This is a genomic window from Acinetobacter dispersus, from assembly GCF_009884975.1.
GTDB classification, from domain to species: domain Bacteria; phylum Pseudomonadota; class Gammaproteobacteria; order Pseudomonadales; family Moraxellaceae; genus Acinetobacter; species Acinetobacter dispersus.
This window is the reverse complement of sequence record NZ_CP041970.1, coordinates 3036681-3052272: the sequence shown is the minus strand read 5'-3', so window position 1 is coordinate 3052272 and position 15592 is coordinate 3036681. Positions and strand designations below refer to the sequence as shown.

The 15592-nt window shown below is 43.5% G+C and carries 10 protein-coding genes, 2 tRNA genes and 3 rRNA genes; 11 read left to right on the top strand and 4 right to left on the bottom strand.

All coding sequences use genetic code 11. The annotated features are described in order from the left end of the window. Positions 1–16: 16 nt before the first annotated feature. The 11 genes from FPL17_RS14040 (at position 17) to FPL17_RS13990 (ending at position 10758) form a co-directional block, all read left to right on the top strand. Positions 17–871 carry an MBL fold metallo-hydrolase gene (locus tag FPL17_RS14040; protein WP_159885650.1) on the top strand — a complete coding sequence of 285 codons (855 nt, stop codon included), beginning with the start codon at positions 17–19 and terminating at the stop codon, positions 869–871. A 389-nt stretch (positions 872–1260) separates the two neighbouring features. Then, the gene (locus tag FPL17_RS14035) at positions 1261–1500 is read left to right on the top strand and encodes a hypothetical protein (RefSeq protein WP_005186334.1); all 240 of its coding nucleotides are present in this window, start codon (positions 1261–1263) and stop codon (positions 1498–1500) included. Positions 1501–1866: 366 nt separating this feature from the next. Next, a complete protein-coding gene (locus FPL17_RS14030) occupies positions 1867–2937 on the top strand; it encodes an alpha/beta hydrolase (RefSeq protein WP_212749402.1) in 1071 nt (356 codons plus the stop codon). Between the two features lie 133 nt (positions 2938–3070). Further along, positions 3071–3628, top strand: a complete 558-nt coding sequence (locus FPL17_RS14025; RefSeq protein ID WP_005186344.1) for a peptidylprolyl isomerase — start codon at positions 3071–3073, stop codon at positions 3626–3628. 422 nt (positions 3629–4050) lie between these two features. Then, positions 4051–5588: ribosomal RNA gene (locus FPL17_RS14020) — 16S ribosomal RNA — on the top strand. A gap of 59 nt (positions 5589–5647) precedes the next feature. Continuing rightward, positions 5648–5724: transfer RNA gene (locus FPL17_RS14015), tRNA-Ile, on the top strand. A gap of 55 nt (positions 5725–5779) precedes the next feature. Next, positions 5780–5855 (top strand) — tRNA-Ala (locus FPL17_RS14010). 383 nt (positions 5856–6238) lie between these two features. Next, positions 6239–9131 (top strand): 23S ribosomal RNA (locus tag FPL17_RS14005). A gap of 205 nt (positions 9132–9336) precedes the next feature. After that, positions 9337–9451, top strand: a 5S ribosomal RNA gene (gene rrf / locus FPL17_RS14000). The 16S, 23S and 5S rRNA genes sit together here with 2 tRNA genes alongside, the layout of an rRNA operon. Before the next feature lie 138 nt (positions 9452–9589). Continuing rightward, positions 9590–9925: a hypothetical protein gene (locus tag FPL17_RS13995; RefSeq protein ID WP_159886874.1), complete on the top strand. Its 336-nt coding sequence runs from the start codon at positions 9590–9592 to the stop codon at positions 9923–9925. A 107-nt stretch (positions 9926–10032) separates the two neighbouring features. Then, a complete protein-coding gene (locus tag FPL17_RS13990) occupies positions 10033–10758 on the top strand; it encodes an AAA family ATPase (protein ID WP_159885648.1) in 726 nt (241 codons plus the stop codon). A gap of 198 nt (positions 10759–10956) precedes the next feature. Here the strand turns inward: FPL17_RS13990 and FPL17_RS13985 are convergent, their stop codons facing one another. The 4 genes from FPL17_RS13985 to ileS form a co-directional block, all read right to left on the bottom strand. Continuing rightward, positions 10957–11499 (bottom strand): NADPH-dependent FMN reductase, encoded by a 543-nt coding sequence (locus FPL17_RS13985; protein WP_159885647.1) that lies wholly within the window; start codon positions 11497–11499, stop codon positions 10957–10959. A 105-nt stretch (positions 11500–11604) separates the two neighbouring features. After that, complete coding sequence (locus FPL17_RS13980) at positions 11605–12087, bottom strand: FKBP-type peptidyl-prolyl cis-trans isomerase (protein WP_159885645.1); 483 nt, start codon at positions 12085–12087, stop codon at positions 11605–11607. 1 nt (position 12088) lies between these two features. Continuing rightward, entirely contained in the window at positions 12089–12631 is a 543-nt protein-coding gene (lspA, locus tag FPL17_RS13975; RefSeq protein ID WP_005186355.1) for a signal peptidase II, read from the bottom strand. Further along, positions 12624–15461 carry an isoleucine--tRNA ligase gene (gene ileS / locus FPL17_RS13970; protein WP_159885643.1) on the bottom strand — a complete coding sequence of 946 codons (2838 nt, stop codon included), beginning with the start codon at positions 15459–15461 and terminating at the stop codon, positions 12624–12626. Before ileS ends, lspA begins: the two co-directional genes overlap by 8 nt. Between the last annotated feature and the right edge of the window lie 131 nt (positions 15462–15592).

Sequence of the window (15592 nt, the reverse complement as noted above, 5' to 3'; positions counted from 1 at the left end):
GATTGGAGACGATAAGATGAATACCAAACCTTATATTATTGCTTTATCAACTTTGGCAGCAACATCTGCTGCTTTCGCACAAGATTTAAAAATCCAAAACTTTTTGGCTCAACCTGAGCACTTCGGTGTGACTTCAACCTTGATTGAAGGTGAAAAAGAAGTGTTATTGGTGAATGCGCAATTTTCTAAATCGGAAGCATTGCGTATTGCGGCTGATATCTTAGATAGCGGTAAAACCTTAAAAACCATTTTTGTCAGCTATGGCGACCCAGATTTCTATTTTGGCTTAGATGTATTTAAACAGTACTTCCCGAATGTACAAATCATTGCGACACCTGAAACAGTGAAACATATTCAGGATACTCAAGCACTGAAAGTACAGTATTGGGGACCAAAAATGGGGGCTAATGCACCGAGTCAAATCATTGTTCCTCAAGCGTATACCGCAAAAACTTTAAAGCTTGAAAATGAAAGCATCGAAATTAAAGGTAAGAAAGAACTTACTTACTTATGGATTCCAAGTGTTAAAGCTGTCGTCGGTGGTATTCCTGTGTCATCAGGCATTCATTTATGGACAGCAGATACTCCTACAGTGAAAGATCGTGCTGAAGTTGTTCAAACATTGGAAAGCATTAAAGCCTTAAACCCTAAAGTTGTTGTGCCTGCGCATATGAAAGCAGGCGCAGCTGAAGGTTTGGATGCAGTTAACTTTTCAATTGACTATTTAAAGCAGTATGAAAAAGCGGTTAAAGTGACTAAAAACTCGGCCGAATTAATCAAAGCTATGCAAAAGCAGTACCCTGCTTTAGGTGAGTCGAGCAGTTTGGAGTTGGGTGCTAAAGTGGTTAAAGGTGAAATGCAGTGGCCTTAAACTTAAATTAGGAAATTGCAAAAACCGTGATGAAAAATCACGGTTTTTTATGTGCACTACACTTATTTTTAATCAAAATTACCTAATTGTAATCTTTTAAGAAGATTGTGCAGTCTTTCTATGAATTATAAAAAAATAAGATAAATGCTTTTTTGCATCAGAAATAAAGACCAAACGAATGAAACCACTTAATTCATAACACCTTAGCAAAGCTGCACCGATTACAGAATATGTGAAACATGAACGTAGTCTATTTAAGAAAAATTGCAAAACAGTGCTGCTTGCATAACAAACTGCAACTAATACGCATCACGTCTAAGAAAAAAATTGTGAATTATAGGCAACGCAAAGACAACTTTGCTTTTTGTCATAATGAAAGGAAATACACAATGAAAAAGTTAGCATTGATCTCTATGGTTGTATCTGGTGTTGCATTAACAGCTGTGGGTTGCTCAACTCAAGGTGGGTTGGATGCTTCTGGTTCAGCTCAAACAACAAGTGCAAGCCCATCAGGTGTACAAGGTGGTGTTGGTGTGCAAGCAGGTACTTCGGTAGATGTTCAACCTGGCGGTGCTTCTGCTGACGTTTCAGGTTCTGTGTCTGGTTCAGCAGGCGGTTCTGCGCAATAATTTTTTTATTAAGCCGATGAGCATGAGATTGAATCGGAGATGCCAACCTTAATTTCAATCGCTGTTATGTACTGCTATACATAATGTGTGAATCGACTTAATTCATAAAATTGACACTTTAAAAGTGATATAAAACTAGAGCTAAGACATTAGTTCTAGTTTTATAGTTTTGAAAAACGAACTTGTAAGACACGATTGAGTTGACATAAAAAGTGAGTGGTAATAAGCACAATGGTTAATGACTTTTTTAGAATAGCCCTTTAGCGTACGACATAATTTTGAAATCTTGAACTTGATCTAAGACTTTATAAAAGCATATAGTCGAAGGCAACAAGAATTATGGACAGAGCGAAGAAGGGGACAAAAGTGACAGCATTACCTCAAAAAATTCAGACGATTTTAGATAAAGGACAAGGTCCTGCTGCACGAGCACTCGATAAGCTCCCCAAAATCGTACAAGAGTCCTTGGCTAAGATTTTAGCTTATCCGCACCAATATCCAGATTTAGATTCATTTACCAAATGTCTGATGGCTGTCCAAATTAAACAAGGGCGCATTGGCTTCATTGGTGATGATCCGATTGAGTCTCGCCGTCAATTTGACGCGCAAATGTTGGCAATCATCAATAAACCAACTTCGGTTGCATCGGTTGAAGATATTCGTCTTCCTCTACAAAGTGGGACTGTCTTTGCCAGACACTATCATCCTGCGCCAAATAAAAAGCTACCGATTATTGTGTTCTATCATGGTGGTGGCTTTGTGGTCGGTGGTTTAGATACACATGACGAAGCGTGTCGCTTAATTGCCAAGTATGCAAAAGTACAAGTATTAAGTATTGACTATCCATTAGCACCCGAAGCATCACCACAGTTATTGATTAAATCTTGTGAAGATGCCTTGGCGTGGGTATATCAAAATCGCCGTCAATTGAAAATTTATAAGAATCGCATTGCTGTTGCAGGGGATAGTGCGGGTGGCAATATTAGTACGGTCGTTGCACAGCACTCCGTGGGTAAAGCTTATGCGCCACAAGCACAGCTATTGATTTATCCTGTCGTTGACTTCAAAAGCCGTCATCCTTCGTTCTATGCCTATGGAGAGGGCTTGGTACTGACCAGTAAAGATGTGGATTATGTGACTGACTATTATGCAACACAGCATAATGTTGCATTAGACGATCCGTTAATCTCACCAACCTATGGAAGCCTCAGAAAGTTGGCACCTGCTTATGTGATTACTGCGGGGCATGACTTACTTCATGATGAGGGTGCAATCTATAGTCATAAGCTCAGACAAAACGGAGTTAAAGTCCAATACGTGGATTACCCAGATCAGACTCATGGCTTTATTAACCTCACGCCAGTCTCAAGTAAGGCCAAACGTAATACTATTGAAGTTGCCAAAAACTTTAGAAAGTTTTGGGATAAACATAGTTAATAAAGTACGAGCCGATGTTTCACGTGAAACATCGGTTTTTTGTTTTAAAGATAACAAATAGAAATAGCAAAATTAGATTTGCAAAACTAAGATGAGCTTTCACAACAAATCTATGTTCAAGCCGAGAAAAGCAATGATGAAAAAGTTGTTTATGACAACAGGGTTAATTTTGGCAAGCAGCCATTTATTTGCAAATACCATGATTGATATGAAAACCAGTATGGGGAACATCGAAATCGAACTTTTTGATGATAAAGCACCTGTGTCTGCAAAGAATTTCGAAAGCTATGTAAAAAGCAACTTCTATACGGGTACGATCTTCCATCGTGTGATTCCTGGTTTTATGGTGCAGGGTGGTGGTCTTGATGCAAACATGGTGGAGAAGACAACCAAAGCACCGATCGTGAATGAAGCCAGTAATGGTTTGAAAAATACCCGCGGTACTTTAGCAATGGCACGTACCCAAGATCCAAACTCTGCAAGTAGCCAATTCTTTATTAATGTCGCAGATAATAACTTTTTAAATAAATCGCCAATGGATGCAGGTTACGCCGTTTTTGGTAAAGTGACTAAAGGTATGGATATTGTCGACAAGATTGTAAAAGTACCGACAGCTAACTTCGGAATGCATCAAAATGTGCCAAAACAGCCAATCAAAATTATCAGTGTTCAGATAAAGAACAATAAGTAAAAAGCAAAGCAGAAATATGTTTAAAATATTTCTGCTTTAATTTTATATGGTTACAGCTGTATTGATCGCTTGTTAAACATATTTGTGTGTAAAAAAAGAACACTCAATAAAACAAGGGTTTAAAAAAGCTTGCACACCAAAAAAAATCTCCTATAATGCACACATCCCGACGCGATGAAGCAAAAATAACTTAGCTTTACTGGTTAAGTTGTTAGATATTCATTGCGTTAATTTATCGCTGACGAGGCGATAAAGAGATCATTAAGAGAATAGAAGAACAACTTGTGTGGATTTTTACTGATTGATCGATCGAAAATATTTCATTGATTGAATGGTAGAAATTTCTCGAAGTTTATTTGAGCGAATTTTTAGTCAGAAAATTGATGAGCCAAGATTTGTAGCCATAAGCTACTAATGATTTTAAACTGAAGAGTTTGATCATGGCTCAGATTGAACGCTGGCGGCAGGCTTAACACATGCAAGTCGAGCGGAGTGATGGTGCTTGCACTATCACTTAGCGGCGGACGGGTGAGTAATGCTTAGGAATCTGCCATTTAGTGGGGGACAACATTCCGAAAGGAATGCTAATACCGCATACGTCCTACGGGAGAAAGCAGGGGATCTTCGGACCTTGCGCTAAATGATGAGCCTAAGTCGGATTAGCTAGTTGGTGGGGTAAAGGCCTACCAAGGCGACGATCTGTAGCGGGTCTGAGAGGATGATCCGCCACACTGGGACTGAGACACGGCCCAGACTCCTACGGGAGGCAGCAGTGGGGAATATTGGACAATGGGCGGAAGCCTGATCCAGCCATGCCGCGTGTGTGAAGAAGGCCTTTTGGTTGTAAAGCACTTTAAGCGAGGAGGAGGCTCTCCTAGTTAATACCTAGGAAGAGTGGACGTTACTCGCAGAATAAGCACCGGCTAACTCTGTGCCAGCAGCCGCGGTAATACAGAGGGTGCGAGCGTTAATCGGATTTACTGGGCGTAAAGCGTGCGTAGGCGGCTGATTAAGTCGGATGTGAAATCCCTGAGCTTAACTTAGGAATTGCATTCGATACTGGTCAGCTAGAGTATGGGAGAGGATGGTAGAATTCCAGGTGTAGCGGTGAAATGCGTAGAGATCTGGAGGAATACCGATGGCGAAGGCAGCCATCTGGCCTAATACTGACGCTGAGGTACGAAAGCATGGGGAGCAAACAGGATTAGATACCCTGGTAGTCCATGCCGTAAACGATGTCTACTAGCCGTTGGGGCCTTTGAGGCTTTAGTGGCGCAGCTAACGCGATAAGTAGACCGCCTGGGGAGTACGGTCGCAAGACTAAAACTCAAATGAATTGACGGGGGCCCGCACAAGCGGTGGAGCATGTGGTTTAATTCGATGCAACGCGAAGAACCTTACCTGGCCTTGACATACTAGAAACTTTCCAGAGATGGATTGGTGCCTTCGGGAATCTAGATACAGGTGCTGCATGGCTGTCGTCAGCTCGTGTCGTGAGATGTTGGGTTAAGTCCCGCAACGAGCGCAACCCTTTTCCTTATTTGCCAGCGAGTAATGTCGGGAACTTTAAGGATACTGCCAGTGACAAACTGGAGGAAGGCGGGGACGACGTCAAGTCATCATGGCCCTTACGGCCAGGGCTACACACGTGCTACAATGGTCGGTACAAAGGGTTGCTACCTAGCGATAGGATGCTAATCTCAAAAAGCCGATCGTAGTCCGGATTGGAGTCTGCAACTCGACTCCATGAAGTCGGAATCGCTAGTAATCGCGGATCAGAATGCCGCGGTGAATACGTTCCCGGGCCTTGTACACACCGCCCGTCACACCATGGGAGTTTGTTGCACCAGAAGTAGGTAGTCTAACCGCAAGGAGGACGCTTACCACGGTGTGGCCGATGACTGGGGTGAAGTCGTAACAAGGTAGCCGTAGGGGAACCTGCGGCTGGATCACCTCCTTAACGAAAGATTGACGATCGGTAAGAATCCACAACAAGTTGTTCTTCGAAGATGTATCTGAGGGTCTGTAGCTCAGTTGGTTAGAGCACACGCTTGATAAGCGTGGGGTCACAAGTTCAAGTCTTGTCAGACCCACCAAATCTGATTGCAGTAGCTTAGATTGAAAGATATGTCGTTCATTAAATGATAAGCTGGGGACTTAGCTTAGTTGGTAGAGCGCCTGCTTTGCACGCAGGAGGTCAGGAGTTCGACTCTCCTAGTCTCCACCATACATTACAAAGTGATGTAAAACGAAAGTTGAATTCCAAGATAGCTTATAGAATTTAGTAAGTAGATAGCTTATTAAGTTCTGTGATTTATCACAGTTTACTACACACCGACGAGGTGGTAGTTAATCATTAACAGATTAGAAAATTGAGTCTGAAATAAATTGTTCAAACTCGATTAATTTGACACTAACGGTAATACGTAAGTATTGCAGTTGGATGAAGAATTAATCTGAGAACTAGCAAATTAACTGAATCAAGCGTTTTGGTATATGAATTAGATTGAAGCTGTACGGTGATTAAATTCACAGGACAACAGATGGTAGCAATTAAGTTTGCAACGATAACACTCACTTGTATGTGTTAACGACTGTTTGGGGTTGTATAGTCAAGTAATTAAGTGCATGTGGTGGATGCCTTGGCAGTCAGAGGCGATGAAAGACGTAATAGCCTGCGATAAGCTCCGGGGAGGCGGCAAATATCCTTTGATCCGGAGATTTCTGAATGGGGGAACCCACCCGCTATAAGGCGGGTATCATAAGCTGAATACATAGGCTTATGAAGCGAACGAGGGGAAGTGAAACATCTCAGTACCCTTAGGAAAAGAAATCAATTGAGATTCCCTTAGTAGCGGCGAGCGAACGGGGAGCAGCCCATTAAGTTGTGTGTGTTCTAGTGGAACGCTCTGGGAAGTGCGAACGTAGAGGGTGATATTCCCGTACACGAAAGGGCACACACAATGATGACGAGTAGGGCGAGGCACGTGAAACCTTGTCTGAATATGGGGGGACCATCCTCCAAGGCTAAATACTCCTGACTGACCGATAGTGAACCAGTACCGTGAGGGAAAGGCGAAAAGAACCCCTGTGAGGGGAGTGAAATAGATCCTGAAACCGCATGCATACAAGCAGTGGGAGCCGACTTGTTCGGTGACTGCGTACCTTTTGTATAATGGGTCAGCGACTTATATTCAGTAGCGAGGTTAACCGAATAGGGGAGCCGTAGAGAAATCGAGTCTTAATAGGGCGTTTAGTTGCTGGGTATAGACCCGAAACCAGGCGATCTATCCATGAGCAGGTTGAAGGTTGGGTAACACTAACTGGAGGACCGAACCCACTGTCGTTGAAAAGCCAGGGGATGACTTGTGGATAGGGGTGAAAGGCTAATCAAGCCTGGTGATAGCTGGTTCTCCCCGAAAGCTATTTAGGTAGCGCCTCGGACGAATACCATTGGGGGTAGAGCACTGTTTCGGCTAGGGGGTCATCCCGACTTACCAAACCGATGCAAACTCCGAATACCAATGAGTACTATCCGGGAGACAGACTGCGGGTGCTAACGTCCGTAGTCAAGAGGAAAACAATCCAGACCGCCAGCTAAGGCCCCAAAATCATAGTTAAGTGGGAAACGATGTGGGAAGGCATAGACAGCTAGGAGGTTGGCTTAGAAGCAGCCACCCTTTAAAGAAAGCGTAATAGCTCACTAGTCGAGTCGGCCTGCGCGGAAGATGTAACGGGGCTAAAACTATGTGCCGAAGCTGCGGATTTACGCATTAGCGTAAGTGGTAGGGGAGCGTTCTGTAAGCCGATGAAGGTGTATTGAGAAGTATGCTGGAGGTATCAGAAGTGCGAATGCTGACGTGAGTAACGACAAAACGGGTGAAAAACCCGTTCGCTGAAAGACCAAGGGTTCCAGTCCAACGTTAATCGGGGCTGGGTGAGTCGACCCCTAAGGCGAGGCCGAGAGGCGTAGTCGATGGGAAATTGGTTAATATTCCAATACTTCTGTGTAATGCGATGAGAGGACGGAGAAGGTTAAGTCAGCCTGGCGTTGGTTGTCCAGGTGGAAGGCAGTAGGCATGCATCTTAGGCAAATCCGGGGTGCTCTATGCTGAGAGCTGATAGCAAGCTGTACTTGTACAGTGAAGTGGCTGATACCATGCTTCCAGGAAAAGTCTCTAAGCTTCAGTTACACAGGAATCGTACCCGAAACCGACACAGGTGGTCAGGTCGAGTAGACCAAAGCGCTTGAGAGAACTCTGCTGAAGGAACTAGGCAAAATGGTACCGTAACTTCGGGAGAAGGTACGCTGCTGACGGTGATGGGACTTGCTCCCTGAGCTATTGGCAGCCACAGAAACCAGGCCGCTGCAACTGTTTATTAAAAACATAGCACTCTGCAAACACGAAAGTGGACGTATAGGGTGTGATGCCTGCCCGGTGCTGGAAGGTTAATTGATGGGGTTAGCGTAAGCGAAGCTCTTGATCGAAGCCCCAGTAAACGGCGGCCGTAACTATAACGGTCCTAAGGTAGCGAAATTCCTTGTCGGGTAAGTTCCGACCTGCACGAATGGCATAATGATGGCGGCGCTGTCTCCAGCAGAGGCTCAGTGAAATCGAATTCGCCGTGAAGATGCGGTGTACCCGCGGCTAGACGGAAAGACCCCGTGAACCTTTACTGCAGCTTGACATTGAACTTTGACCTTACTTGTGTAGGATAGGTGGGAGGCTTTGAAGTTGGAACGCTAGTTCCAATGGAGCCGTCCTTGAAATACCACCCTGGTAATGTTGAGGTTCTAACTCTGCCCCGTAATCCGGGGCGAGGACCATGTCTGGTGGGTAGTTTGACTGGGGCGGTCTCCTCCTAAAGAGTAACGGAGGAGTACGAAGGTGCGCTCAGCGTGGTCGGAAATCACGCGTAGAGTATAAAGGCAAAAGCGCGCTTAACTGCGAGACCCACAAGTCGAGCAGGTACGAAAGTAGGTCTTAGTGATCCGGTGGTTCTGTATGGAAGGGCCATCGCTCAACGGATAAAAGGTACTCTGGGGATAACAGGCTGATACCGCCCAAGAGTTCATATCGACGGCGGTGTTTGGCACCTCGATGTCGGCTCATCTCATCCTGGGGCTGAAGCAGGTCCCAAGGGTATGGCTGTTCGCCATTTAAAGAGGTACGCGAGCTGGGTTTAGAACGTCGTGAGACAGTTCGGTCCCTATCTACCGTGGGCGCTGGAAATTTGAGAGGATCTGCTCCTAGTACGAGAGGACCAGAGTGGACGAACCTCTGGTGTACCGGTTGTGACGCCAGTCGCATCGCCGGGTAGCTATGTTCGGAAGGGATAACCGCTGAAAGCATCTAAGCGGGAAGCCTACCTCAAGATAAGATTTCCCTAGGAATTTATTCCTCTAAAGAGCCGTTCGAGACTAGGACGTTGATAGGTTGGGTGTGGAAGCACGGTGACGTGTGAAGCTGACCAATACTAATTGCTCGTGAGGCTTGACTATACAACACCCAAGCAGTTGTATGTAAAGCTGATAATCGATTCATAAAAGATCAGTTAAACCTGATCTTGAACAAAGAACTTGATTTAGTGATTGCTAAGCAATAAACTTCGACTCAATAATCTAATCCGTTAATAACTCTTTGGACCGTAAGTAAGGCATACGATGAATACATCGTGAATAAGACCCGAAAGCACCACAACAGTTTGCTGGCGACAATAGCAAGAGTGAACCACCTGATCCCTTCCCGAACTCAGAAGTGAAACCTCTTAGCGCTGATGGTAGTGTGGCACTTGCCATGTGAGAGTAAGTCATCGCCAGCTTTTAAATTAGAACACCCCCAACCTAACGGCTGGGGGTGTTTTTTATCGTGTGGAAAAAGAAAAATAGAAGCCAATATTTAACGAGTCGTGCTATTTTTATCCTAATTAGATGCTAAATAAGAAATGCTATTAGGACTGATGATTCTCTATGAACTTTTATCTGCTATTGGAATTGTCTATTTAGGTTTTTTAGTATGGACGTGGTTAGAAAAACCTAAGAAAAAATATCAAGCACCTAGAGTTATTCGCGAATGGATATTGGATGATCCTGAAGGGGAGCTGTATTTAGCTTCTATTACATCAGACCAAAAGGTCTGGTCTGCTTGTGGACGTTATGCGCATTCTTCTGGTTCAACGAGTACGACTTGGTCTTGTTTTTTAGCAGGGGATTTAAATGAAGTTGTGCGAACAACGATGGGGCAGAAAGTATTGGATGAAATGATTGAATGCCTAAAGCAGCAAAATTTAGGATAGTTCTGTTAGATTTACAATACGACAGCCTAAGACGTTTATCAATGAATTAAGGTATTTTTCAAACTAAAAATCTAGCATGCTATAACAAATCGTTTTGCCAATATTTTATGCAAGAAAGACCCTACATTCGAGCTGTGAAGTTTAAATCACCTGAGTCCTTGGATTGGGCCAGTTATCCTTATGTCGTTCCTGCGGTTAATGATTTAGAAAGTATCGAGTTCCATCCAGAAGTCACCTTTTTTGTCGGAGAAAATGGTTCAGGAAAGTCGACCATTCTTGAAGCTTTAGCGCTTGCTTTGGGTTTTTCAGAAGAAGGTGGAACACGGAATGTGCAATTAAATACGGCAACAACGGCTTCTGATTTGCATCAGGCGATTCGAACAATAAAAAGCTATAAGAAGCCTCAAGATTACTACTTTTTGCGTGCCGAGAGCTTCTATAACGTTGCAACCTATATGAAACAAGTAAACTATTTGGTGGAGTATGGGGGCGATATACATTTGCGCTCGCATGGAGAGGCTTTCTTAAAACTATTAACAATGAAATTAAAAGGGAAAGGTTTATATCTATTGGATGAGCCAGAAGCAGCCTTGTCTCCAACAATGTTGATGACAACTTTATCGGTTTTGGATCGCTTATGTCGGGAGCAATCTCAATTTATTATTGCCACCCATTCTCCCATTTTATTGGCTTATCCAAATGCCAAAATTTATCAGTTTTCGGATTCAGGGATTAAAGAAATATCTTATGAAGAAACAGAGCATTTTCGGGTAACAAAGGATTTTTTAAATAATTATCAAAAGAGAATCCAGCAGTTGTTAGAGAAAGAATAGATAAAAAGAAGCCCCATCATCCTGACGGGGCTTCTTCATATTCAGTTTATGTCGTTGATATCCTATTAACGACCACGTCCTGTGTGTTTTATTATTCTCAATGAGACTTCCTGTCTCTCTATGATTCATATATTAGCGACTAAGTCGAAAGTGGAACAGACGTAAATTGACCTGATCAATGTACGCTTAGGCGTACAACTAAGCGATATGATACTTCTGTAGTTTGCTAATTAGCGCTGCTAATCCTTTCACTTCAAACTCATTAGCTTCAAAGTTGTCGTCTTTATTACGTTTAAAGATGTCGCGAATTTCAATCACAGCATTTGGATCAACAATACCTAAGCTTGAGGTTACTTGGCGAATTTGACTGATTGAACGTGAGCCATTGGTAGAACCATAGCCGATAAAGGCTGCAGGTTTGCCTTGCCATTCTTTACCCACATAATCCAAGGCATTCTTCAGTGCTGGACTATAGCCATGGTTATATTCAGGGTTAATGAAGATAAACGCCTGTGCCTGCGCAATTTTATCCGCCCATTGCTGTTGTTTCGGCTGATCATAGATGCCTGTCGCAGGTGGATGAGAACCTGCAAATAGCGGTAAGTCCCATTCCTTAAGATCAACAACTTCGGTTTGAATATCTTTTAATGCGAGTTCAGTTGTCGCTTGCTGTACCCAATTTGCGACTTTGATCGCTGTACGACCTTCCCGAATACTACCAACAATAATATAAATCAGCATGCTTAAATTCCTATGTTATTGCTTTGATTTTAAAAATGAATGCCTTTAAATGATCTTATACTTTTTTTAGGCGATAAAAAAAGCTCTCATTTGAGAGCTTTTTTGTTACATCAATTTGATGCCTTGCTGGCCTGCTGGGGTGACTTTGAAGATTTCCACTTCAAAAGTAATATTTTTGCCTGCCAGTGGATGATTAAAATCGATTTCTGTGGTGTCATCATTGACTGATTTTACAACGCCAAACAGTGTAGCTTTGGCCTTGTCTTCAAACTCAATCATATGACCCACGGTTGGGCGTTGTTCAAATTTAACCGTATCAAAGATTTGGATATTTTCGGCATTCCAAGGTCCAAAAGCATCTTCAGGTGGTAAATGTACAGTACGACGGTCGCCTGCACGTAAACCAAATAAAGCCTTTTCGAACCCTGGTAACAGGTTGCCATCACCAATTACAAGACTGACTGGTTCTTCACGACCACGGGTATTGTCGATTTCAACACCATTTTCAACCGATACAGAAAAATGTAAGTCGACTTTTGAGCCTTCTTGAATACGAATTTCTTCGTTTGGTTGGATAATTTCGTTCATCTTATGCATCCGCATTTTGGTTGCGTTTCTTCTCTAAGAAGAAAGTATCAATCAGCAGCAAAATCGTGCCTAGGGTAATTGAGCTATCTGCAAGATTGAAGGCTGGAAAATGGCTGTTTTGATAGTAAACATGAATAAAGTCGACCACATATCCTAAGCTGACACGGTCAATCAGATTGCCAATTGCTCCACCAAGAATCAAGGCAATTGCCATCGGTAATACAATCATTTTCTTAGGCATACGCATCAGCCAGAAAACAAAAATTACCGAAACAAAACCTGCTAATGAGGTAAAGAAGTAGCGTTGCCAGCCACCTGCATCCGACAAAAAGCTGAATGCTGCGCCATAATTATGCAGCAGTGTCCAATTTAAAAACGGCAGGACGGGAACAGGGTCCGCATAGTTTAAATGCGAACTTGCAATCCATTTGGTCCATTGATCCAACACAATGGCAAGGACTGAAAGTCCAAGCCAGAGTACGTTGTGCGGGTAAAATTGGAATAAGCCTTTTTTTGTTGGGCTTGTTTGCACAGAATTATGCATATTTTCTCACTTCGCCACTGCCAGTGACATTGATAATACAACGAGCGCATAAACCAGCATGACCAACGTGTGTATTTACATCTGGCAATACATGCCAGCAACGTACACACTTTTCACCATCTGCTGCTGAAACTTGCACACGCAGACCTTCGAGGTCTGTGCTTTCGCCTTGTTCAGCATAAGGGTGAACGATGACTTGAGAGGTAATCAAGACAAAACGTAATTCATCAGCCAATTGGTTTAACAATGTTTGTAATGCTTCATCTGCCCAAAGTTCAACTTTAGCAGATAGGTTACTACCGATGAGTTTAGCGTTACGTGCCGCTTCAATCTGTTTATTTACTGCTGATTTTACGCTAATCAATGTTTGCCAATCTGCTTCAGACAGTAAGTTTGCTGTTGATGCAGTTGGGATGTCATACCATTCTGCGGTAAATACATATTTTCCAGTTTGTTCTGGAATCAATGGCCAAGCTTCTTGTGCGGTAAAGCTGAGGATAGGTGACATCCAGCGAACAAAAGCTTGCACGATATGATATAGCGCTGTTTGCGCAGAATGACGTGCCTGTGAATCTGCTTTGGTGGTGTACTGACGATCTTTGATGATGTCGAGGTAGAAACCACCTAAGTCATTAATACAGAAGCTTGTTAGTGCATTGGTTACAATGTGGAAATTCATCTCTTCATAGGCTTGCTGAATGGTTTTTTGAACCTCAGCAGCACGTTGTAAGATGTATTGATCCAATGCAATCAACTGGTCGACAGGTAACGCATCTGTTGATGGTTTGAAGCCATTCAAGTTTGCTAACAAGAAACGTAAGGTATTACGAATACGACGATAACCATCTGACGCACGGCTAAAGATTTCTTTACCCGCTGTCATTTCGTAACGGTAGTCAGCAGATGCGATCCAGAAACGTAAGCCATCAGCACCCATATCTTTGATAATGTCTTGTGGGGTAATGATGTTGCCTAATGATTTAGACATCTTACGGCCTTTCTCATCAACCACGAAACCGTGGGTGAGTAGGCCTTTATATGGTGCACGTTCATTGATCGCGATCGAAGTTAACAACGACGATTGGAACCAGCCACGGTGTTGATCTGAACCTTCAAGATATAAGTCTGCTGGATCTTGTAGATCATCACGTTCACGCAGCACAGCGTAGTGTGTAGTTCCAGAGTCAAACCAAACGTCTAAGGTATCGCGTACTGCATTATATTGTTCTGCATCAGCACCGATGAACTCGCTTGCTTCACGGTTATACCAACCATCGATACCTTCTTGCTCGATCAGTTTAGCCACTTCTTCGATCAATTCAGGTGTGCGTGGGTGCAATGCATTGGTATCTTTGTGTACAAAGAATGGGATTGGTACACCCCAAGTACGTTGGCGTGAGATACACCAGTCTGGACGACCTTCAATCATCGACTGAATACGGCTTTGTCCCCAATCCGGCACAAATTCGATCTCATTTTCAATTGCATTTAATGCATTTTGGCGTAGACCATTGGCATCCATGCTGATGAACCATTGTGGCGTCGCACGGAAGATAATTGGAGTTTTATGGCGCCAGCAGTGCGGATAGCTATGTTTGATTGGCTGATGCGCCCATAGACGGCCAACAGCACCCAATGCCTCAATGATTTGAGGGTTGGCTTTATAGATATGTTCCCCTGCAAAAATTGGCGATGTTGGTAAATAAACACCATTACCGCCGACAGGGTTTTCAACTTTTAATTGATACAGCAAACCGACTTTGTAATCGTCTACACCATGGCCGGGTGCGGTATGCACTGCACCTGTACCACTGGTTGCAATCACGTGCTCGCCTAAAATCACAGGGACTTGACGATCTGCCAACAGCGGATGTTGTAAAAGAAGGTTCTCAATTGCAGCACCTTTGAAATCAGCGAGTACAACTGGATTTTCCAGTTTGTAACGTTCAATCGCTGATTCAACCAAGTCTTTGGCCAAAATAAAGTTTTGCGTACCACGGTCAGTGGTCACTTGAACCAATTGATAGTCGATATCAGCATGTAGCGCGACTGCTTGGTTGGCAGGCAAGGTCCATGGTGTGGTGGTCCAAATGACGATATCCGTGGCATCTTGAACATCAACATTCAAACGTGCGCTGAGCTCTTTAAGATCAACAACCGTGAAGCCAACATCAATCGCATCTGATTTTTTGTCTTCGTATTCAACTTCAGCTTCAGCCAATGACGAACCACAGTCCATACACCAGTTCACTGGTTTTAGACCTGGTTCGATATGACCAGCTTTGGCAATGGCACCCAAGGCACGGACGATATCCGCTTCTTGCTTGAAGTTCATGGTGAGGTATGGATTGTCCCAATCACCAAAAACGCCCATACGCACAAAGTCTTTCTTTTGTAGTTCGACTTGTGTGTAAGCATATTCGCGGCAAGCCTTACGGAAAGTTGAGGCATCAACTTTAACGCCTACTTTACCGACTTTTTCTTCGACTTTCAGTTCGATTGGTAGGCCGTGACAGTCCCAACCCGGTACATACGGTGCATCGAAGCCATCTAAAACGCGGCTTTTAATAATGATGTCTTTTAACACTTTATTGACTGCATGGCCTAAATGGATTTGACCATTGGCATATGGAGGGCCGTCATGCAGTACATATTTTTTCTTGCCAATACGCGCTTCACGAATCTGCTGATAAATGTTGTCGGCATACCACTCTTCTAACCATTTGGCTTCACGCACAGCCAAGTTTGCCTTCATGGCAAATTCAGTCGCTGGCAAATTGAGTGTGGCTTTATAATCCACTGCATTTTCAGGAGTTTGCTTATCGCTCATGCAAGTTTTCTTCCAGTTTGATCAGTTTGTAAACTGACATGTATTACTTTAGGGTCTGTTAACACTTCAGCCATGCCTTGCGTTATTGGCTAAAACCACACAAACAAGGCATGAAACGTAGGCAATGGCGA